This is a genomic window from Prevotella dentalis DSM 3688, assembly GCF_000242335.1.
GTDB classification, from domain to species: domain Bacteria; phylum Bacteroidota; class Bacteroidia; order Bacteroidales; family Bacteroidaceae; genus Prevotella; species Prevotella seregens.
Genome location: NC_019968.1, coordinates 1,158,350 through 1,180,610 on the forward strand (window position 1 = coordinate 1,158,350; position 22,261 = coordinate 1,180,610).

General features: G+C 46.9%; 14 protein-coding genes. 8 read left to right on the plus strand and 6 right to left on the minus strand.

Going from position 1 to position 22,261, the window contains the following annotated elements; all coding sequences use genetic code 11:
• Window position 1: 1 nt before the first annotated feature.
• From PREDE_RS11935 to PREDE_RS11960, 6 genes are all read right to left on the minus strand, one after another.
• Window positions 2-385, minus strand: a complete 384-nt coding sequence (locus tag PREDE_RS11935; RefSeq protein WP_015310530.1) for a hypothetical protein — start codon at window positions 383-385, stop codon at window positions 2-4.
• Window positions 386-417: 32 nt separating this feature from the next.
• Window positions 418-4,593, minus strand: coding sequence for an Eco57I restriction-modification methylase domain-containing protein (locus PREDE_RS11940; RefSeq protein ID WP_015310531.1), 4,176 nt, complete (start codon window positions 4,591-4,593; stop codon window positions 418-420).
• A 4-nt stretch (window positions 4,594-4,597) separates the two neighbouring features.
• Window positions 4,598-7,480, minus strand: coding sequence for a helicase-related protein (locus PREDE_RS11945; protein ID WP_005847994.1), 2,883 nt, complete (start codon window positions 7,478-7,480; stop codon window positions 4,598-4,600).
• A 6-nt stretch (window positions 7,481-7,486) separates the two neighbouring features.
• Window positions 7,487-12,667, minus strand: a complete 5,181-nt coding sequence (locus PREDE_RS11950; protein ID WP_005847992.1) for a DEAD/DEAH box helicase — start codon at window positions 12,665-12,667, stop codon at window positions 7,487-7,489.
• Between the two features lie 26 nt (window positions 12,668-12,693).
• Window positions 12,694-12,906 carry a helix-turn-helix transcriptional regulator gene (locus tag PREDE_RS11955; RefSeq protein WP_174264900.1) on the minus strand — a complete coding sequence of 71 codons (213 nt, stop codon included), beginning with the start codon at window positions 12,904-12,906 and terminating at the stop codon, window positions 12,694-12,696.
• A gap of 445 nt (window positions 12,907-13,351) precedes the next feature.
• Window positions 13,352-14,413, minus strand: coding sequence for a peptidoglycan DD-metalloendopeptidase family protein (locus tag PREDE_RS11960; protein ID WP_015310532.1), 1,062 nt, complete (start codon window positions 14,411-14,413; stop codon window positions 13,352-13,354).
• A 79-nt stretch (window positions 14,414-14,492) separates the two neighbouring features.
• Here PREDE_RS11960 and PREDE_RS11965 point away from each other — a divergent pair, with 79 nt between their 5' ends.
• From PREDE_RS11965 to PREDE_RS12000, 8 genes are all read left to right on the plus strand, one after another.
• The gene (locus tag PREDE_RS11965) at window positions 14,493-15,260 is read left to right on the plus strand and encodes a DUF4099 domain-containing protein (RefSeq protein ID WP_005847984.1); all 768 of its coding nucleotides are present in this window, start codon (window positions 14,493-14,495) and stop codon (window positions 15,258-15,260) included.
• A 160-nt stretch (window positions 15,261-15,420) separates the two neighbouring features.
• On the plus strand, window positions 15,421-17,193 hold the full coding sequence (locus tag PREDE_RS11970) for a MutS N-terminal domain-containing protein (RefSeq protein ID WP_005847982.1): 1,773 nt from the start codon (window positions 15,421-15,423) through the stop codon (window positions 17,191-17,193).
• Window positions 17,194-17,254: 61 nt separating this feature from the next.
• Complete coding sequence (locus PREDE_RS11975; protein ID WP_005847980.1) at window positions 17,255-17,482, plus strand: hypothetical protein; 228 nt, start codon at window positions 17,255-17,257, stop codon at window positions 17,480-17,482.
• On the plus strand, window positions 17,463-18,782 hold the full coding sequence (locus PREDE_RS11980; protein ID WP_044127193.1) for an ArdC family protein: 1,320 nt from the start codon (window positions 17,463-17,465) through the stop codon (window positions 18,780-18,782). Before PREDE_RS11975 ends, PREDE_RS11980 begins: the two co-directional genes overlap by 20 nt.
• A 21-nt stretch (window positions 18,783-18,803) precedes the next feature.
• Entirely contained in the window at window positions 18,804-20,003 is a 1,200-nt protein-coding gene (locus tag PREDE_RS11985; protein WP_005847976.1) for a DUF3991 domain-containing protein, read from the plus strand.
• On the plus strand, window positions 20,000-20,722 hold the full coding sequence (locus PREDE_RS11990) for a hypothetical protein (RefSeq protein ID WP_005847974.1): 723 nt from the start codon (window positions 20,000-20,002) through the stop codon (window positions 20,720-20,722). The genes PREDE_RS11985 and PREDE_RS11990 overlap by 4 nt, the downstream gene beginning before the upstream one ends.
• Window positions 20,723-20,844: 122 nt before the next feature.
• Complete coding sequence (locus PREDE_RS11995) at window positions 20,845-21,642, plus strand: topoisomerase C-terminal repeat-containing protein (protein ID WP_015310533.1); 798 nt, start codon at window positions 20,845-20,847, stop codon at window positions 21,640-21,642.
• Between the two features lies 1 nt (window position 21,643).
• A complete protein-coding gene (locus PREDE_RS12000) occupies window positions 21,644-22,153 on the plus strand; it encodes a hypothetical protein (RefSeq protein ID WP_005847971.1) in 510 nt (169 codons plus the stop codon).
• Window positions 22,154-22,261 lie beyond the last annotated feature (108 nt).

Genomic DNA, 22,261 nt, shown 5'->3' on the forward strand with positions numbered 1-22,261 from the left:
ATTATTTCATAAATAAAGTCAAGCCTTGCATCAACGTACCAGCAATCTGCGCAAGTTGTGATGCCTTTTCTGCATACTTGGGTTCGAGCTGCTTGGACAGATTCTGAAGTTCCAAGCTCAATTTCTCAATATTCGATTTGAGCAATTCTTCTTCGGCTTTGAAACCACCATGGCGATACAAATCCATAGCCTTAGTTGAAATTTCAATTACTGCACCATCACTATAACTATATGTAATTTTCAATAGTCCTAAATTTTGAAATTGATCTAAGAGCATTTTTGTATACGATGGGGCAAAGCCATATTCTTCTTGACTGTTATCGTAATCAAATTTGAAACGAGGCTTGTCAGCTGATAACAAATCAGCCAATACTATATCCTTCATTTCTGGTGTTATTAAAAACATACGCTTCCCAATTATTCGTTAAACTTAAATTTCTTCCATGCGTCCATCACAAGTCGTTTGGTACGATATTCACCGAGTTCACGAACCTCGCGATCTTTCAGCACACGGAAGGTCTCATTGATGCAGCCGGGGCCACAGACATCTTCGGGGTCGAGAATATAACGCAGGTCCTCGGTGGAGAGACCATAGAGGTGGGCAAAGATGGCATCAAGCTCTGCTTGTGCCACAGACCTTCGTCCTTCATTATATATAAAGGGCTCTGGCTCGGTGTGCGTACCACCGTTGCAAGCATCAAGCCGTGCAAGGATTGCCGTTTGCAGCTCTTCTGTCATACCCCCATCTGACCAAACTTCCTCCATCCATCCGTCGAGGTCGTGATTGAAATAGCATAGCTCTGTTACACGTTCGATAATCATTCTTGCCATTGCAGTCGAAATCTGTTCGGGCGAAAGGAATGGCAACTGCTTGATAACAAAAATACTCATGTGGTTTCCACCATTTTTTTGCTTTGCTACAAAATCAAAAACAATGGACGACATCATCGCCAGCAGTAATGCCGCGGGCATACAGCCACGCTCCTCATAAAGGAGCGTGGCTGTATGCCCGACGCCGCAGGCGTCGGGAATAAGCGATGTGATAAAAGTACGTGCTACACCAGTCCTTCCTATATCCTTAATTGCAATTAGCCATTTATGTTTCCATTCCCAAATCAATTCTCCCTGGCGATTTGTTTTTATCAAGCGTTTAGCAACTTCCTCTTGACGAATCCAATAGTAAGGTACTATTGACGAATGCGTATCCATTAATACATTGATTGGTGGCAGAGGTAAACTTGCATTATTAGGATGACTCCCAAAAATGGGATTTATACCATAGTGATGGTTGTAGAGTCCTATCATCTTCCCCTCGTACAGTGGTACATATACCTTTCTGTCAAGCAAGAATTTATTACCATCGAGTACAGCGCCTTCTTCTGTTAGCTGCTGATAGGTACGGAATAGATGAGAGTCGTTAGACATGTCTATCATTCTACCAAACTTCACCTCCCAAAGGTTACTACACTTGTCCTCATCAATCAACACCTGTGCATTGCGGTATATCTTCGCCGTAAGGCGTGCATCCCTGGCTGTACGGAAGATGGAACAGGTTTTAGTATTAGGGTTCAAACGGATAAAGTCTTCCGTATTCAACTTATATATGCGGTTAGGGTCAAGCAGGTGATCCAGCCTTGTTAAATAGAATCCGCCCGTAACCTCACGAGGCATATCCTGTTTTTGTTTTGCAGTTAATAGACAAAACTTGATTGTACTATCAATATCAAATAATCTTTCTTTATTTTCAAAACAGAAGAAACTATATAGACAATTTTCTTCTACCAATACACCAAAGAATTTTTTATTTGAATCGTTTACAGCTATGCCCAAAGGAACGACCAGTCCCCATGCTTCGCGCGAGCAGTTGAAACAATGCTCAGCAAAGAGTGGATAAAGGTCGATGTCGCCCATGGCTGTAAGCGGGAAACGGCCTCCGAATCGAACAAAACGGCTCATGGCTTCAGCATCTGCCAAAGCCTCTTGGTAGTTTTGAAAAAGCGCAGGGTCTGAAGCAGGAAGTTCAGCAATCGCTTTTTTGCGTTGGGCGGCCGTGCCCGCATTGACAATGTCGGATCGTCCTTGCCGCTCAAACCACTTTTTATCTTCCACCTTTATCTTATCCCAAGGTGGATTACCGCACATCACGTCGAACTTGCCGTTGTTGACAAACACATCGGGAAACTCTATGCACCAATGAAAATAGCGATGCTTCTCCGCCTCACGATACACTTCGCTCTTAAAATTGCTTGTTAAAGGCAGATAATATCGAGGCACAGACAGCCCTTTCTCCATGCGCTCCATCACGTCAATCTGCTGAAGGGCACGATAGACGGTCTTAGAGTATGGCACCTGAGGCTCGGCAAGCAGATGCTCGGGAGAGCCTTCGGTTTCATCATTCTTCTTGTAGAGCTCTTCATGCTTTGCCGTGTGGTAGAATGCATAGGTATAGATGTTGCAGGCTTCGCGGAGACAATCCACACGAGCCGACCTCATCAAGTTCTCCCAACGTTGCTTTTTTATCTCCTCCTGCTCCATGGTGTCTTCAGGCAGATGAGAGATAAACGCGACCTTCTCGGCAAGCCCTATCTGCTCGGTACTCATTTCGCTAATACCGAAGGGATCTTCCTCTCCTGCGAAGATTCCATCATGACCATGGGCATTGGCCTGCTTGATGGCTTCGGCATTGAGTTTTTTCAGTTCACGCTTAGTATCGTTACTGTCGGCGGTGAAGGCCTCGGCGGGTACGCCGTCAATAAGCATCTGCAGGTCGGTCACGCCCACCACGGAGTTGCCACAACGGATGTGATGGTCGAGAAATGACAGCGGCTTGCCAGCACAATAGCCCTCAATCCATAGTACGACCTTGCATAGTTCCACAGCGTCTGGATTGTAGTCAACGGCATAGACACACTTCTGGATTACCTCTCGCAGAGCATCGCGATAGTCAAGCGAGGCAGGATTGTCCTCACCCGTACGGATGGAACACACGTACCAAGCTATGGTGCGTGCCATCGCCAATACGATATGGCCGGAGCCACTTGCAGCATCGCACACCTTCATGGAGAGCAACGACTGCACCTGCTCTTCAGGTGTAGTGCATTGGGCTATACGTTCCTTGATGACAGGTTCCAAAGTAGTACGGATAAGACTCTGCACAAGGTCGGGACGTGTGTAATAGCTACTTGAGGATTTGCGGTCAAGACCAGCACCAAAGGTGAACTGCCAATCATAGTCGGCCTGGCCAGGGATAATGACTGCACGCATTTCAAGAATACCTTCATATACTGAGCCAAACTCCTCTACATCCAACGCTGAGTAGTTTATCTTCACACGGTTTTGCTTGTCGTCCAAGAACTCATTTAGGCAATTAAAGGCAGCCAGCAGACGGTCGTTGCCGATGGTACACTGCTTTATCCAATGGAGAGTATTCGGATTAAAGAGTGTTCCGCCCAATGGCTTGATGAATAATGGTGCCCCGAAAGATTCATCCTCAAAGAGATGGAACGAATCCATGAGTCCTTCCCACAGGTCGTGGTAACGCGCATTACGCAGATGTGGCAATTCGGACAAGTGACGCAGCCGCGACACTGCATAATATTTCCTATATATCTCCAGGCAATGAGCTTTCTGCTCATAATCCGGATCTTTATACGGGTCGCCAAACCGATAAACTAGGTTGCGGTCTTCTATGATGAAGAGAAACAGCAGTCGGTAGATGAAGTGGATGAGTTCCTTGTTCAGTTCGGCAGCATTAACCTTCCCATCCAGAAAAGCCTCACGGAATACTTTGTTGCCATCTCCCTCTCCGCATACTATGGCAAGTCCAAGAATCTCCATGGCTTTCTGTACGGCATCAGAGAGTCCGGCACGAATACGATTGCCACTCTCAACGGAGCGATTAAACCACTGCTCCAGCACACATGGGTCATCACCAGTATGGATGAAACGTGAACTGTGCAGGAGCCGGAACATCAGCACAAATTCAGCATAGTGGTCTTCTTCCACCATGCGACGCAGGTCAAACTCGGCATAGGTGAGTTTCACAAGTTGTCCGGTATTGCGGATGATGCGCAACACCTGACCATTGGTTACGATGCCATAGACGTGCTCGGTGTTGTTCAGATAGTCAAGCATAGTAGCATGCGGTGATTTCTGCCTTCGCCCTCCTTTAGCCCGAATATCGAGAGTACACTTATCAAGCGTGTCGAGTTGCACATCGCCCGTTTTGTCACCAACAATGATAACGGGCATATTGTCCAATTCTGGGGCAAGATAAGTGATGTCAAATGACCGTTCACCAACCTCTACATTGTGTGGTTGATAATTCAGCTGATAGTCAAGACTGGAGAAAAACCTCTCCATCAAGCGGCGAACAGACTTTGTGCCGTAAGGGTCGCGAATGAGGTTGCGCCCACAGAAAAGACTCCAATCGTTGCGCAGACTGCTCCAAGCATTATCAATCTTTGCTGTGAGATTAACATCGAGGTTGAAGTCCTGCTCACGGTTGCCCACCATGCTAGCATCGGTCTCTATCTCATGCAGTATGTCATCGGAAAGCAGATGACCATATATGTGAATTGATGTATAATCCATATTTTTAGTTTATTTTAGGGAGGAACACATAACATGCCATGACATCCACCGGGAGTACAGGGCGAACCACCTGAAACTCTGTGGCTACCACATAGGTGCGATATTGGGTAAATGCCTGAACAAGTTTATTAGCCCTCTCCAATGCTATGTCGTCAGTATGCTCACGAAGAGCATTTTCATCATTCACCCATTCCAGGCTACGCTGATAACGCATCCGCTGAGTTGTGATATTCACATCGCCAGCGGCCTTAGCATCAAGGAACAGATGCCGGCACTCATCATCTGAGATTAATTCATGATTTTCGATGCGTCCACGGTAACCGAAGAAAATAATCTCTTCGCCCACCATCTGATGGTCGGGTTGTTTCTGCTCGCTGATTACGGAGCGCACCCGCACCAGCATCACTGTGGTGAGTTTATCCACCTGTTCTGTAGTCATCACCATAGCACGGCAAGCTGCCAACGGCCCCCCATTGATAGTGTCGTTGACGACGCCACGAGAAAGGTCTTCAACGAATATATGGTTACGACCGATATACATATATCCCTTTGGTGTGGGTGAGGCGAACGAAATACGGATGGTGCCTTTCTTGTCAACTGCACGACGGAAATACACCTTGAGTGATTCCGAGAGTTCTGCCATCTGGAAGGAATAGCACAAAGGAGATTCGTCGGTCTTAATGTTTATACTGGCATTTTTAAGCTCGCTTACAATGAAATCACGTGTGTCGTAGATATCACCAATCACTTTTTTGGCCTCATTCAGACTTTCCACCAGGCGGGTTGGATTCATCGCTTTGGTGTTATGGGCAAAATAAGTATGCGACTTTTTCTCCACTTCTGCGGCACGTTGCATTCTGATATCATGCTCCTTTATAGCTTCTTTCTCGTCGAATTCAAAATTGAGTTCAAGCTGTTTGACCTGCCGTTCTGGTTGTAAAACAATAATTTCCTCCATGATGCTCTCCATAATGCTGGAATCGTTGTCGGCGATAGGAATATAGATGCCAAGTGACTTACGAATTTGCTCCTGCTTACGATAGAGAACTTTCATCACAATCTTATCGACTGGATTCTGCACTTCATCAAACATTGTGCAAATCATGACCTCATGTGAGGTCTGGCCGAAGCGGTCGATACGACCATTACGCTGCTCTACACGGTTCGGGTTCCATGGCAGATCATAATGGATGATGGCATCGAATCCATTCTGGAGGTTCACCCCCTCAGAAAGACAGTCTGTGCAGATAAGTACGTGGCGCTCAGTCTTTGACAGTTCGTCAATTTTCATCTTGCGATCTTCATCCGTAAGACGGCTGGTGATTACTTCTATAGAGACATTTTTGAATTTCTTGTTCGCCTTTAACTGCTTTTCGGCGTATGCTTTCACATATTCAGCTGTCTGAATGTACTGACAGAACACAATAGGATTATAACCTGAATTGAGTGCAAACTCAATGTATTTCTCTGCCTCTTTCACCTTCGTGTCCTGACCTTTATCGATGATAGCACGCAGAGAAGCAATGAAGCCGCGGAACTTATTTTTCTCTGATGAAGACGACTCTTCATAAGAATCTGGTACAATATCCTCACCATAGAATCCATCCTTCATGGCATCATTAAAGGTATAAACTTTTTCAGTATCAGATGATTCACTATTATTGGAATCATTGTCGCGCTTGGTAATCTTGTTTTGCAACATGCTGATGCCGGCCTCCGGACTTGACATAACACCACGGATAAGAGCCAGCAAATCCCAGTATATGTAGCGTTGTTTCCTTTTCTCAAGTTGCTTAGCCAGTTTCACACCATAGCGTACATACTCGATGATGTCCATAAGCAGTGCATGATATTGAGGAGACAAACTATATTTACCATCAAAAGGTACTCTATCGGGGAAGATGACATCATCGCCCACATATGGCTTGACATCAGCACGACGGCGCTGGATAAAATAGTGGGAAAGTGCCTCGCGCTGCTTTGCATCTTCAAGTGTGTAAGAGGCAAACTCGGGCTTCAACAAACCGATGAGTGACTGAAACTCCTCCGTGTTCCCACTGTGTGGCGTTGCCGTCAACATAACAATGTGCCTGTCTGTTTTGGCGAGGTCTGACAACAGGGAGTGACGAAGTTGCTGACTTTTATTAGCACCCTTTGGTTTGGCGCAGGTGTGCGCCTCATCCACGATAATAAACTCCGGACAGTGCTGTAGGAACATCGGCTTGCGGTCGGATGACTTGATGTAGTCGATGGAGATAATCTGAAAGGGAATGTCATGGAAGATGTTCTGATTGGCACGCATGTTTTTTTCCAAGCGGCTGATGGTGCTGGAGCGGATAATCTCTGCTTCAAGTCCGAATTTGTCACGAATTTCATTCTGCCATTGTTCGCACAGATGTGGCAGACAGATAACGGCAAAGCGTTGTATTTCTTTGCGATCAAGCAATTCTTTAGCTATGAGCAAGGACTCCAGAGTCTTGCCAATTCCCACGTCATCGGAGATCAGCAATCGGATAGTCTCATGCTTCAAAGCCAAAATAAGCGGAACCATCTGGTAGGGACGCGGCTCAAAAGAAAGACGACCAAGACACTGAAATGGTCCAGCAATATCACGGAACGAAAGGCGGCACGCATTGAAGAGAATGCGAGCTGCACCGGGGTAGCTGTTCTTGCCTATGTCTTCCTTAGATGGTTTGCGGAAGTTATATGGTTTGACGGCATCTTTAAGTGCATGGCCATAGACAGGCTTGTAAAGGCCAATTGTTTCGGCATCTGTACCACCAAGTGGTTTTAGCACAAGCAGGTCTGTATCAATGGACTGCTGCACAACCCAAGGGCGAGAACGAAATTCAACCAATGTGCCAGTTTTATAATTCAATTCTTCCATTTCCAATTAGCTTACAGGAGTAAATAAATCTGTATGGGCAGTTATGAAATCCTCCAAAGGAGTGGCATAATGCCATGCTAGAACGAGATAGCCTGCATCTTCAAGCACTTCTCGCTTGCGGCGGTCATCCTCTTGAACATCAGGACGATCATGGGGTATTCCGTCACAGAAAATGACTATGCGATCACCATACATGAAATCGGGCTGAACATAATATTCTTCAGGAAACATAGGCTGAGCCTTGTTGGGCAATCGGAGCCGATGATCGTAGAGATATTTCAAGAATTCATATTCTGTGCTACTGTTATGGTCGCGAGCACGCTCAAGACTTGCATATTGCTCATCATAACTCTCTGTCTGACCAGCCACACGAATCTCTATGTTAGCCTCCCACATCATGCGCAGCGTATGATATATCTTGCGAATATCAATCTGGCTGTGGTAAGGCTGGTTGTAGTAGTTAAGTAGATTGGTGTAGTCGGCAGGAATTAGTCTCTCACGCTGTTCATCGGTAAGAGGCTCAAGTGTGTTATAACAAATTTCATAGGCTCGACGTACTACGGTACGATAGGCTTCCGGTTCATGAACCAAGCGGCCTAGAACGCCAAGCGACCCCTCGGCATTCTCATAGATGAGGACATTGGGAATCTTTACCTCACCCATCACGTCGGCACCTATCTCGCTGCCCTCGGTCTGGAATACATCCTCAATAGCTTGTTTGAAGGCATAGAGGAAGGTGAGTACGGCACCCTTGTCCTGTAGCTGGAGCGCGTCCAGAGGCTGGATGTAAATAGCGTTTGCTGTTGTCTCGGTGAAGAGCTTCACATAACGAGCACGTCCCGCCTCTTCGGGGTGCTGCTCCTGCTCTTGCTGAATCTTGGTCATCCGGTCGATACTGAGCCAGTCGCCGGTCTTGGTATCGAAGGCAAAACCATTGGCATTGTCATCATTCTTGGATTCCAAAAAGTAAGTTAGACGGCACGCGGGAATATAGCGGATGTTAGCAAGATGGACATCGTTAGCGGTTTTCAACTCGCATAGACTGATTGACTTCGGGTCGTCCGACGAGAAGAATGTCTTGAACTGATAAGATTTGCGGTTGCGTTCCTCTTCCTGGCAGGTAATCTTCTCTTTCTCTTCCGCCACCATATCCTGCGACTGTATGCACATTCCAGGAATGAGCTTAGATACGCCATCAAGAGCCTCTCCTGTAATTATGTCAGTGTGGTAGGCTGCATTGTCCTGGTCTTTGTAGATAGTACCCGTATTGGGGTTGTAGAAGAACTTATGCTCCAACACATCACCAGTAAGCATCATTCGTGTAACACGAAACTTTCCTCCGTTGTTATAGATAATATTCTGTGGTCCAAACTCTGACAGAGCCAGACGGCGGGACCGGCTCAGATATTCTACCTTGTCGCTCTTGTATTGCAGTAAGGCACGTTGTGGGAGCTTTGTGAAATTGTAACCAGGTAGGAAACCTTCACTGGCAAAATAGCGGTAAGGATAGAACTCGTTTTCCTCAGCATTCATGCCCTGATTCTGACCAAGAAGCATATCTCGAAGTTCTGTGCCGCGCTTTTCTTTAATTAGGGCATCTTTCTTCTCTTTCGAATTATCTCCGTAGATGTTATTGCGGATTACAATCTGTGCTTCTTCTATCTGTTGCTGTGCAATCTTATACAGGTTACGCCAGCGGTCAAGTGCCTTATCAAAGTCCTTTTCATAGCAATTGAGAATATCATCCATCCATCTATCAGTGAACCAATATGGTTGGTCTTCATCAAGCTTCATTGACAGGAATGAGTCGGCAAGGACTCTCTTGAATACGTTTTTGATCTTTCCTTTCAATTCTGATGACAAGCGTAGACAATAACAAACCTCCGGCTTCAACGTGATATTGTTCGAGTTGGAATAGTCCACAAGAGAAGCTATGCCCTCTGACAACTGTTGTATGGGACATAATGATAATATCGTAGAATGTAAATGGGTGGTGAAAAGTTCTTCGTTTACCAATTCCATACGAGGTGCCTTAACTTCGCCATTCACCATCTTCTCTGGATGATTTAGATAATAATTCTCATGAGAATTGCGGGGCCGACAATAAGTATAGATGAGAGCAGCCTGCCCACTACGCCCTGCACGCCCTGCACGCTGAGTATAGTTGGCAGGTGTAGGCGGTACATTTCTCATGCCGACGATTGACAAGTCCTTGATATCAATACCAAGTTCCATGGTAGGAGTACAATAGAGCACGGGGAAAACTCCATTGCGAAACTGCTTCTCGCGCTCTTCGCGTTCTATCTTAGGAACTTGGCCGGTATGATCTTTAGCTTCAAGCACGACTTCCTTGAGCGGAATATGCTTGTAGAAATTCTGAAAATAGGCATTAGGCTTGTACTTGATTTCCTCACCAATGGCACGAACCTTTATTTGGTCGGTGCGCACATTCTCTTCATCGCCTTTCTCCCAAAGGATAGAACGATAGTCAAGCTGATAAGTGCCGTCGCGTTCAATAATATAATTGCCCAAACCTTGGAACAGACGGGCCATGTAATCTATATATTCATCGGCATTTGAAATAGAAGCTGTACCGCCATTATTGATAAGGAAATCACTAATAAAGGTGGCAAACTTGGAATGGAAACCTGCAACCTCTATATTGAAGGTTTTTCTTCTGCTCCGAGGTTTTACAAGCATCAGCGAACTGGCCGCAACAATGGTATCGTTATCGTCCAAAGTCCAAGGATCCACGAGGTCGTCTCTGACAGCCTTTATCGTGTCCCTCACAGCTGTCTCAGTTCGTTCTGCTGAGTGCATACAAAGCTTATGACGGAAATAGTCGAGAATCTGAATGATGAAAGTCTCTTTGGCTTCATCGGTCAGACCATCCAGCTCCGGTATGTCGTAAAGACGATCTCTTCCAGCGTTTCCGAAAATCTCGTCATGAAGATATTTGTAGTTAATCCTCAATAAAGCACAATCTTCCAAATTGGGCATGTTCACCTGCCAGTTGCCTGCAAGATCATCATAGATAATTGTGGAGAGATAACGCTCCATCACCTCTTCAACATCATGGGCACGGCCTCCGCGAAGATCTTTGCGTTTGGAGAATTCATTGAATTGGAGATGAAGATTCTGAAACACCAATCGGGCAATCTTTTCACTGTCTATGGGAGAGTTAGACTCATACACGGCATGCCAGATAGCAGAACGGATTTTTCCAATACGAATGAAATCATTGAAGTGACCAGCCTGAAGGGCTGCATCCTGACGAGCATCAACAAATGTCATGATCTTTCTATCCGATGAAGGCACACCAGACTCTTGCATTTCTATGATATTTTCGTATGAGAGCACGGTAGTAGCGGTGCTTCGACCTTCACTGCCAATCTTTGCTAGTTTTGACCATTCTTTACTTGATCCCCTATAAACCACCTTGGCTGTCGGGTCATATTTGAGAGGATATGGCACGTATATGGCTTCAATGGCATTAGCAAAGGCAGAGGAATTGTCGGCATATTTGCCAGTATAGGTCACATAAATCAATCTCGGCAAACGTTCTTGGTAAGTCTTCTTCAAATGACGCCGGCCTTTTCTGTCCACCTTATACCAATCTTCAGGGATTTCTTCTGAATCTTCGGAAAGGAGGTATCTGTCGGCCTTCTCATCTTCATGCGGAAGAATGATATATCCATCTGTGGTATTTGCACTATCTTCTTTCTCTTCGTTTCGGTTATCGAAACTGCGTGGCACAAAGGTTCCGTTGGCATTAAGCTTAACACAATAGAACTCATGCCCGGTGTGACGACTGAAGACGATAGGAAAATAGTTTACTTTGATATCACCGTCAGATAATTCTTCGCAATAAAGCTTTTCCTCGACAGTGACATAGCGGTTGGATGGCATTCCGATAGTTGCATAGACATTGCCCGATTGTGGGATAAACTGATGTATCTTATATGGGAGTAGATTGGTATGCTGCTCCACATTCACGCGGTTGCACCAGTTCAGTACTTCTATAAGATGACGAGTACAATCTTCCTTGGTAATGGAACGGTCAACATACTCATATAGTTTATTGGCCATTTCCTCTATGGAAAGTGGTTTACCACGGAATATCTTCTTTTCTTTTGCATCATACCTCAATGCTATATTCTGCTCTATCCAGTTTGTCGTGGGATGGATTCGTATGTCGTCTGCACCAGCATTAGCTGGCACAGGGGCATTTACAGCTGCCATTACTTCCTGCTTGGTAACTTCGGGGTAGTTCAGACCAGCTTTTAATGTCTCGTCGATAATCTGCTCTGCTACATAACTACTTCCAAAGATACAGGACGCAACCTCTGCAACTTTTTCCTTTTGCTCCTTATACGATATTTTGTCATCAGCAACCAGTGTAGCCGATGTTCCAAAACACAGCACATGCCCTTGGGCTTGGGCTTTAATGCGACGAATCAGTAAAGAGACATCGCTACCCTGCATACCACGATAAGTGTGAAGCTCATCGAAAACAAGATAGTGAAGATTCTGCAAGAAGCACCCCCTTAGAGGCTGCTCCTCACCTGCACGTGTCATAAGGAGTTCCAACATCATATAGTTGGTAAGGATGATGTTCGGTGGAGTCTGTTGCATACGTTCGCGTTCCTGCCGTCCTTCCTGACCCGTGTATTTGCCGAAAGTGAAAGGGCAATTTTCGCCTTTCTTTCGCTCATATTCCTCCTTATAGCGTTGCAACTCTTCAGACTGAGAGTTGATAAGAGCATTCATTGGGTAAACTATGATAGCAATGGTCTTGTCCTGACATTCTTCCCGATGGAAAAGAAGATAATTGAAAATCGTTGCCATGAAAGTACGTGACTTTCCTGAACCTGTTCCCGATGTTACAATAAATTCCCGATCACGGCATCCCAGTTCAATGGCATCCTGTTGATGCTTATAGAACTTGTTTTCAAAGAACATTGAAAGATCTGTATGAATAGGACTACCTACAGCTATCATTTCCTCTACACTCTTCCCCTGAGCAAAATTTGGGTTAAACTGAACCAATGCTTCAGGCCATAAAGTTTCGTCTTTGAGAGCAGCAGATACCGTTTCTTTTATACGGTCATCCTTGATGGTTACAAAACTACTGACATAACTCTTATAACTATCCTTCAGCTGGTTATATTGGCTAATAATGTCCATAGAAAGTTTGGTTTATTAGATTTAATCTACTCTTTAGGTTTATTACTTACAAGAAGTTCTCGCGAATCAACGCCAAGAATTTCTGATATACGCATCAATGTCTCAAGCCCTGGTTGAGATGAATTTGTGCACCATTTACTAACGGTGGCAGGATCCTTGCCCAACTGCTCGGCTAACCACTTTCCTGTTCTTTTTTGTTCTACTAGAACTATTTTCAGACGATTTATGTCCTTCTCCATAATTTTGAGATCTAATTTGCATCCAAAAGTACAAAAAATAAAGAGAATATGTAACATTAAACTAAAGAAAATAGCTATTTTCATCTAATTTTTTTGAAATAGATGAAATTCATTTGCGTTTTACAGAAATTCAGCCCTACACAAACTTTCCTCATTTCAATATCAAGCAATTTTTTGCTCTATCAGCATTAATAGTGCAAAAGAATTTTAATTCTTAGGAGGTATACATATAAGCTACTTGCGGAGATACATCAAATATTCGGAAAGGAAGTTGCAATACTCTCAATGAAAGCGGAAACTGATATATGGGTTGCTGGTCAGTTTCTTCCATCTTGAAAGCATAATTTGGTGTAGAGCTTGAACATCTTCAGAATGCGAAAAACCGTATTATGCATGCATTTTGCCTGTGAGAAAAGGTCGATTTCTAAATCATAGCTAACCAAGATTACAAACTTCTTTTAATATTGATAATCTTAGATATGTAGTCACCATCTTCCGCGTAGCCTATCTTATTCAGAAAATCATAGTAGTTTCCACCCTTATATTTGTATTGTACATAGTCTTTATATGCCTTTACGCTCTCTTCCCATGAGTTGAATGTGTAGTAGCTGCCGTTACTGGGGCGGCGGAGTCCGAAGAGGTTGTTGTTCTCCAGACATACCCTGGAAGTGAAATAGCCAGTTTCAAGCAGGGCTTGTGCTGCCACAATTTGGGGGAATTTCACATCATACTGTCGGAGAACGGCCATTAGGTTTTCGATGTTCAACGCTCGGTCTGGCTTAGTGCCGAAGCGGAGATATGACATCTTTTCTTGTAGCTGTGTGATATAGCCATTAAGATAGTCCACAAAAACATTTGGATCAATACTCTTCCCTCCTTTCCTGATTCTGATATGAAGATGCGGCCCAGTGCTTTTGCCCGTGTTCCCTGATATTCCCACGATGGTTCCTGCCGTCACCGCATCGTCCTCACGAACGGTTATCATGCTGAGGTGTCCGTACAGACATTCAAAGATGCCATGCTCCAACACGATATAGTTGCCGTAGCCTCTGCTGCCATAGTGTACTTCCTTGATGATACCGGGCAGCATGGCATAGACATGGGCGTGGTTGCATTGCAGGTCGATGCCGTCATGAAAGGCGGTGCTGCTACTCACGGGGTCTTTTCTATAACCATAGGCAGAAGTGAGTTTCAGGAAGTCAAGGGGCAAGCAAACATTCATGCGCTGGCTGATCAAGCCGAAAAGCAGGGAGTCCTTCACGTTGACAAACAGTGGTACATCCTTCTCAATACTCACTTTCATGCCGTTTCCGTTCTGAAACATAATATCCGTAGGACGAACCTTTATAGTGTCCTTCTGCTGTGGCGTAACTCTTTGTTTTACAGTATTTGTCTCCCTTTTAGTCATTTGGGGTCGGAGGGTAAAGAACTGTGCTGCCACATTATTACTAAAAGACATGGCTACAGTGACCATCAGAAATAATCGGTATCGGCGTCTTATATTCATCTTCTTTTGATAATTTTGTTCAGTGGAAGCCCTCTTTTCGGGTTTTCCGCTTACAAATTTACCTTCAAACATTTATCGTATGGAAGAAGTGATGACTTTTCAAGCCCAAGGAACTGTCTTAGACAAACTGAAGCAGTTGGGTATTAACGAGCGACGGCTGGAGTTGATGCCTGATGCTCTGAAAGTTCCGCTGCTTCGTGGAGAGGTAACGCCTGTTTTCATGGCCAACATGGAAACATCAAATGGCAAGGTGATACAGTTGCCGCTGAAAGCCCAATTCGTACTGGATGATAACGAGCAGGTGTTACTGATGACTTACCCACTTCGTAAAGAGATTGCCAACGAATTAGGACTTAACCAAAATGAGTTCCAACGGGTGCAGTATGGCGAGGTTATACGCAAGGAAGTGGACGTGGAGGGGGAAAGGAAAGTTAGATTTATCCAGTTGGATAAAGAGACCAACTCGCCCATGCACCGTAATGTGGCCAGCATTCCTATAGAGACAGAACTACAAACACGAGATAAAGTGAAGGACATCGAACTGGGCGCCAACCAAAAGGAGGCTTTGCAGGAAGGCAAGCCTGTGGAGCTGTCGCTCGGCGACACCAAGGTGACGGTGGGCGTGGACCTTCGTGAGCCCCAAGGATTCAAGATTGTCAACGGCGACATGAAGGAGTGGGAACGATTGCAGCAGATGCGCTATGATGATGCCCACGAGGATTTCATGGGGTATGTGATGACCGACGAGAACCGCTGGGAATACCAGAAGGTGGTGGAACGTCAGGCCATGACCAATAACCCTTCGGAGGCTATCGAAAAGAAGCAGCGTACTGGCTTGACACGATAACTCCGGACTAAAAACCATTCTCCCAAACAAGGGATTCTTTAATATTCTGCTCCCGTCTTGTCACCTTGCATGGCCTCGGTGAGTGCTTTAACATTCTTCTCTTTTGGCGAGTTCTTCTGTTGTAGAACCGTAGCGTTAAAGCACATCGCGATAAGACAAGGTGGATAGAAAGAAATACAAAAATCTTGATTACGACTACATCGTCAGCTCGGTGGCTGGCTATGCCAAGGTCGCTCCTATCGCCCGAAAGGTGAAGGCTGGGGACGAGATGGCCATAGCGAGGGCAGCAACGATGATGGTGGCAGCCGTGAGGAATGTGATGCCGATGGACAGACCTGTGGTGCTGGTTCCTATTCCCAACCGCACCGGCAGGGCTGGCTATACCAAGACGCTGGCCGAAAAGATCAGCGAAGCACTGCATCTGCCTGTCATCGACGCGTTGGCAAGCAATACCCATGAGCCGCTTTATCTGGTGAAGAAAGCCAATGGCTCGCTCGACGAAGTTCCGCTCTACTTTTATCGCATCCGTAGGGTGCCCAAAGACAAGATTCCCATTCTCATTGATAATGTGCTTGACACCGGGCATACGGCCATGGCTGCCTACGAAGCGCTGGGCAGGCAGGACACGCGGATGGCGGTGCTCGGTGATACGCATAAGTTCACGCCCAACAAGTGGAAACCGGATATTTACCCCTTAATTGACAACAATATGGCAAGAAAGAAAAAAGAAGAGGTGCCGCAGCAAGCTACCCCAAAGGAAGAGCCGACGGCTCAGACCGAGAAAAAAGCTGCAAAGAAAACATCGAAGCTCCCGAAGTCAAAGACATTGGCAGAGCTGTACACGAACATGAAGGAAAAGCACCCGGATGCCGTCCTGCTCTTCCGTACGGGAGATTTCTATACGGCCGTGAACGCGGATGCCTCCAAGGTGGCTGACACATTGGCCATCAAAACGACCAAGCCGACAAAGGCAGAAGACGGTTCTCTACAGGTGACATTCCCTCATCACGCCTTAGACACGAATCTGCCCAAGCTCATCCGTGCCGGTCTCCGCGTGGCTATTGTGGACAGTCTGGAGAAGAAACAAAGTGTAGAGAAATCCGCATCGGTGGAAACGGAATCAAAGGCACAGGAAAAGAAAGAGGAAGGAAAGGCCGTGGACAAGTCGACTACCACCAAGCAGGACCATCAGCCACGCGAGCCGCAGATGATAACGGTCAACGGCGACAAGGTCTCCCACGCCCATGCCTTCCAGTCGAAGGTGAATCCCGCCGACTGGTTCTATGTGGCACAGATCAACGGCAAGCAACTCAACCCCATGAAGATGGATGCTGCCGATATCGCTGCCTACCAGAAACGGGAGGCGAAGGTGGAGGACATGATGCAGAAGTATTATCCTACCAAATTGGCTCCCAAGGTGTCGGTGGAGGAATACAAGGCAGCCAACACCATCTCTGATGGTAGAATCATCGACAAGATGACGGTGTATAAGGAGAAGGACGAGCAGCGTGCCGACTATGGCAAGTACAAACTCTATGCACAGGTGGGCGATCAGCGTATGTCGGTACCGATGACAAAGGCTGACCAGAGTGCCTTCTTCGACCGTGTGACGACACCGGCGGCATTGGTGGAAAAGAACTTCGGTGAGCGGCTGCATCTGGCATCGGCGTACTCGGCTTATCAGCTTCCTGCCAATATCAAGGTGGAGGACATCCGGGTGGCGAAGGACAACATGGACGGCAAGTGGAAGATTTCGGCTGCCGTTGGCGAGAATGGACGAACGGAGAAGAAGGCGATTTCCTTTGACGACGGCTTTTCGCTTTTCCAAGCCAAGACTGTCACTCGTGAGCAGTTGGCCGCTAAGTATCTCTCGGATGACATCAAGGTGCTGTCGGGACAGAAACAAACCATCAGCAATGGACTGAAGATGTAGGATTTGGCTATGATATAGTGAATATGGAATATAGAATACAGGCAATATAAAATCAAAGAAAATGGCATATAGTTTTGAAGAGCTGGTCCAGCTCAAACAGGACAAACGTATCGGATGGCTTCAGTTCACTCTTGAAAGTGAGCATGCGGATGACTTTATGCAGTGGTGCAAGGATCACAATACGCATCCGAGTGAGGACACTGCGGAGTTCTATATGGAATCGGTGGAACTAAGCATGCAGGACAAGCAAATCTTGGCGGAGGACGATGATGACTACAGCTGGAACTGAAACGAAGAGCCTCAGTCAGAAAGCCGTGGACAGGTTCACGGAGATGATGATTGAGCGCATGGAGCAGATGAAGTCAACAGAATGGAAGAAGGGGTGGATTGGCAACTCGATCGCTCCTGGTGCCATGCCGCAAAATGTGTCCGGGCGCGGCTATTCGGGCAGCAACTCCTTCTTTCTCCAGTTGGACACGACTCTACGCGGCTACTCCATGCCCGTATATCTTACCTTCAAACAGGCCAACGACCTGGGAGCGCACGTCAAAAAGGGAGAGTCGGCCATGCCGGTGCTTTACTGGGACATCATGGCAAGGGACAAGGACGGACGTAAAATCACCACGGACACCTATCGCCAGATGAGCCTTGCGGAACGGATGCAGGTGCAGACAATTCCTTTTCTGAAGGCTTATAACGTGTTCAATATCGACCAGACGAACCTCGCTGAGGTGAAGCCGGATAAGGTGGAAGCCCTCAAAAAGTTGTTTGCCCCGCCAGAGATACGTGATACGGTAGGCATGTTCGCCAGTAAGGCTCTTGACCGTATGTTTGAACAGCAGGAGTGGATTTGTCCCATCCAATACGACAAGCAGGTACCAGGGGCCTACTTCTCGCCCTCCAAAGACATCATCGTCATTCCGAGGAAGGAGCAGTTCAATATCGGCAAGACACCGGAGGAGGTGTATAAGGACGGTATGGAGTATTACTCCACGGCACTTCACGAGATGGCTCACTCTACAGGGACGGAATCCCGACTGAACAGGGGCAGCCATGAGAAGTTCGGTGACGCCAAGTATGCCAAGGAGGAACTGGTGGCAGAGCTGACGGCAGCAATGGTGGGTAACTCCATGGGATTTGACAAGCGCATCCTGAACAACAACGCAGCCTATCTAGATGGCTGGATCTCTACCCTCAAAGAGAATCCTAAGTTCATCGTGTCGGTAATAGCCGACGTGAATAAGGCTGCCAACATGGTGCTGGAAGAGGTGGACAAGCAAAAGATGGCCTTGGGCGAAGAACCCTTGCTCGATAAGAACAGAAATCTATCCGCCGATGCTACAAAGGATAAGATTGCCTTTGAGAACGCATCCATCATCAAGCAGAATAGCGGAGACTATGCGGTGCGTGCCTCCTTCCAAGGCAGGGAGCTGGGAGTCAAGCCGATTGACAAGAGTCTCGGCATGCTTTATTTCTCACTGTCGGAAGGGACTGAAAAGAATCGGCTGCTCTTCCAGACTTTGGAAAAAAGCTATGGCGATGTGGTGCTGTCGCAGTCCCGAAAGCGTTCGCATCAGATAAAAGTCTAACTATAAATACTTACAGGTAGTATGGAGCAGACCGTAAACTTCAAAGACCTGAAAACGAAGGTTGGTGTTGATGACATTGCCTATTATCTGGGCTATCGCCTCGATCGCTCGGCTGGCGTGGGCAGATACATCGAAATGGTCTTGGCTGACACCACCGGTCATAAGGATAAGCTCATCATCAAGAACCCGAAGGAAAAGGCGGCACAGACCTATTTTCGGCGTAACGGGGCGAAAGGCGGCGATGTGGTATCATTGATACGTGAGAACCTTAACAGCTTCCACGAGTCTGGCAGAAACGAATGGGAAATCATCGGCAAAGTGATGGCTCGCTTTGCTAATGAGCCGATTCCTGACTATGGCGATAGTCAGTATCTCACGAAGGCTGGATATAGCGACAGTCGTGTGTTTGATCCGAAACGGTACGAGACGAAGGAGATTGGAAGTGATTTGTCGGAGGTGATGGCCTTCTTTGCCCAGCGTGGCATCAACGAGGATACGGTGGATGCCTTCGCTCCGTTCATCAAGCAGATAAGGGACAGCAGCCATACCACCTACAAGCAGTTCAACATCGGCTTCCCTTATACGGAGGCTGGCAAGGACAGGGTGGTGGGTTATGAGATCCGTGGCTTTGGTTCCTTCAAGAGTAAAGCGGCTGGTACCAATTCCACAACGGGTGCCTGGATAGCCGACCTCTCGCAGGGTGGAGAGCCTGCGGACATCCGGAATGTATATTTCGCTGAAAGTGCTTACGACATCATGGCGTTCTATCAGCTGAATCACCTTCGCTTGGATGCTGCTCATTCGGTGTTCGTATCGCTGGGCGGTACTTTCTCAGACGGACAGGTCAATAGCATCATGGCGCATTACCCGGAAGCCAGAGCAATGGACAGTTTTGACAACGATCTTTCAGGACGCATCTATGGCATCCGTATGGCTGCCCTGCTGGAGGGCATCCGCATGAATGTGCATAAGGAGGATAGTGAGGTAAAGATTACCGTTGGTGATAAGAACTTTGCCATTCCTAACGACCAGTTGTCAATCCGTGAGCTTCGCAAGCATATCCACATTCGCTATAATGTGGGTGAATGGAAGGCTGCCGAGAACTACAAGGATTGGAATGACCAGTTGATGGGCAAGCAGATGGAGGCTGTGGCGGTAGAGAACAAGTTTGTCAGAGACAGAAATTTGGCAGACAGGCGTGAGAAAGGAGTGGCCTTATGAAACGATTCTTTATCATATTATTGTTGGGTGGTCTGGCTTTCTGCCCGATGATGGCGCAGCAGACAGACCCGACGCTGACGGGTGCCGTGGTAGCGCAGAGCGAGATGCTGAAAAAGCTTTTCAAGGACCGCGAAAAGACGCAGAAGAAAATTATTGCGGCGGAAACGGCTGTTGGCGTGGCGATGGACAGGATGCACAAGGTGGAGGATAAGATGCTGGAGTATCTTTCCAATGCGCAGGGTGCCATGCAGAACCTCTATCAGATCAAGCGGGCTGCAGAACTGACGACCGTGGAGATTCCACGAAACATGAGCCTCCTGCGCCGTTCTCTCCCTGGACATCTGAAAGGTACGGCCATCGCCCTCTTGGTGTCTGATGAGTTGACGGACGCTACCACGCAAATGGCTTCGCTCTATCCGTTTATGAGGCAACTGGTGACAAGCGGCACATACAACGTAAGTGGTTATGATGCCGCTGGAAAGCCTGTGAGCGAAAAGCACAAGGTGAACCTGCTGTCATCGGCGGAACGGTATTACATTGCCAACGAGGTGGTGACGAAACTCGAAGCCATCAATACAGATCTGTGGCTGCTGGCATGGCAGGTGAGGACGTACTCGTGGAACGACCTTTGGTTCGGACTTGATCCTGAAGGTTGGGCCACGGTGATGTCGGGAAAGGCGATTGTGGATGGACTGGTCTATGAGTGGAAATACATCTGACCGACCTGAATATGGGCAATTTTCTGTACTTTTGCACTTGCTACACTTTGTTATTTCGAGGAAGAGCAGTACAAACAGCGGATTTGCCTAGTAATCATTAAACTTTAAGAAATAACAAAGATATGAGTGATACAAATAACTTAATGATTTGCCCTGTTTGCGGCAGAGGTACAATGGTACACGACGAGCAGGGCTGGAAGTGCAGTGAGCAGTCCTGTGGATTCGTTATCCCTGATCGTTTGTTTGATCTGGAGATGACGGAGGAACTGGTGACGCAGCTCGTGAAGCATGGACATACTGGGGTGCTATCTTTGCAAAACAGAGACGGCCAACATTTTAAGGCGGCTCTCGTCATCCGTAATGGAAAGGTGGCGGTATCATCAGGTGTGCATTACATCGATGGGGTGTGCCCGATATGTGGAGGTAGGATGCGCAAGACCTCGAAGGGCTACCGATGTGAGAACTCCCTTGGCGAGCATCCTTCGTGCGACTTTATGATTCCGGGTATCATCTGCAACCGTAGGATTACGGAGCAGGATGCCGTGGAGTTCCTGAAGGGTAAGCACATCGCCCTGGAAGGCTTTGCCTCGAACGAGTGGAAGATGTTTGCCTCGTCGTTATCAATAGCCGAGGGTAAGGTGAAGTTGGAGTCGCGCGTCACGAAGTGTCCGCATTGCGGGGGCGACCTACATGTCGGGCTGAAGGCATACAACTGTGCCAATTATCGCAATGCCGAGCACCCCTGCAAGTTCTCCATCTGGCGAAATATCAGCGGCCATACCGTTTCGGTGGAGGAGGTGAAGCAAATTTGTGAACAGGGCGTGACCAAGGACAGCATAGAGTTCTACAAGGAAGACGGTACCGTGTACTACAAGCGTCTGCAACTAACGCCTGAAAAGGACAGGATTATCATGATTTGAGATGAAGCACATTAGAATACAACTCTCGTTGCTATTGGGCATCACTGTGCTCATGGCATCGTGTACGGACAGGAAAAAGGAACTACAGCAACGCGCAGAGGAGAATCTGCGGCAGTCGGTGGAGTACCCCAAGCAGTTGAACATCGTGGCGGTTTCTGAACCAGACTCGGCATTTGGCTTTAGCTATTTTACCCAAAAGGAGAAGGCGGGTATCGTCCGTATCATGAAATCGGTCACTGACAGCATTATGAAACGTACCGACAATATGCAGTCGCTGGACATCAACGACTTCTATGTGATGGATCTCGCCGAGAGGCAAATGCGTGCCAACTCGGACATCAGGCAGATGCTCAGTCTGGCAACCAACAAGAAAGAATGGACGGGGTGGAAAGTGAAGATCGACTATCAGGCGGTAACGCATCATGGCATGAAGTATAATGCCGAACGGTGGTTCTTCATCAGTAAGGATGGCAAGGCGGTGGTAAGGACGTTTGAACTGCCGCTGCCATAGCTTCCTTGCTTTTGATATCAGAAAGCAGAATAAACAAAAATAACTTTTAGAAAAGTGATTTTCTTTATAAAATTCGCTTTTCAAAAAGTTATTTCGTATATTTGCATC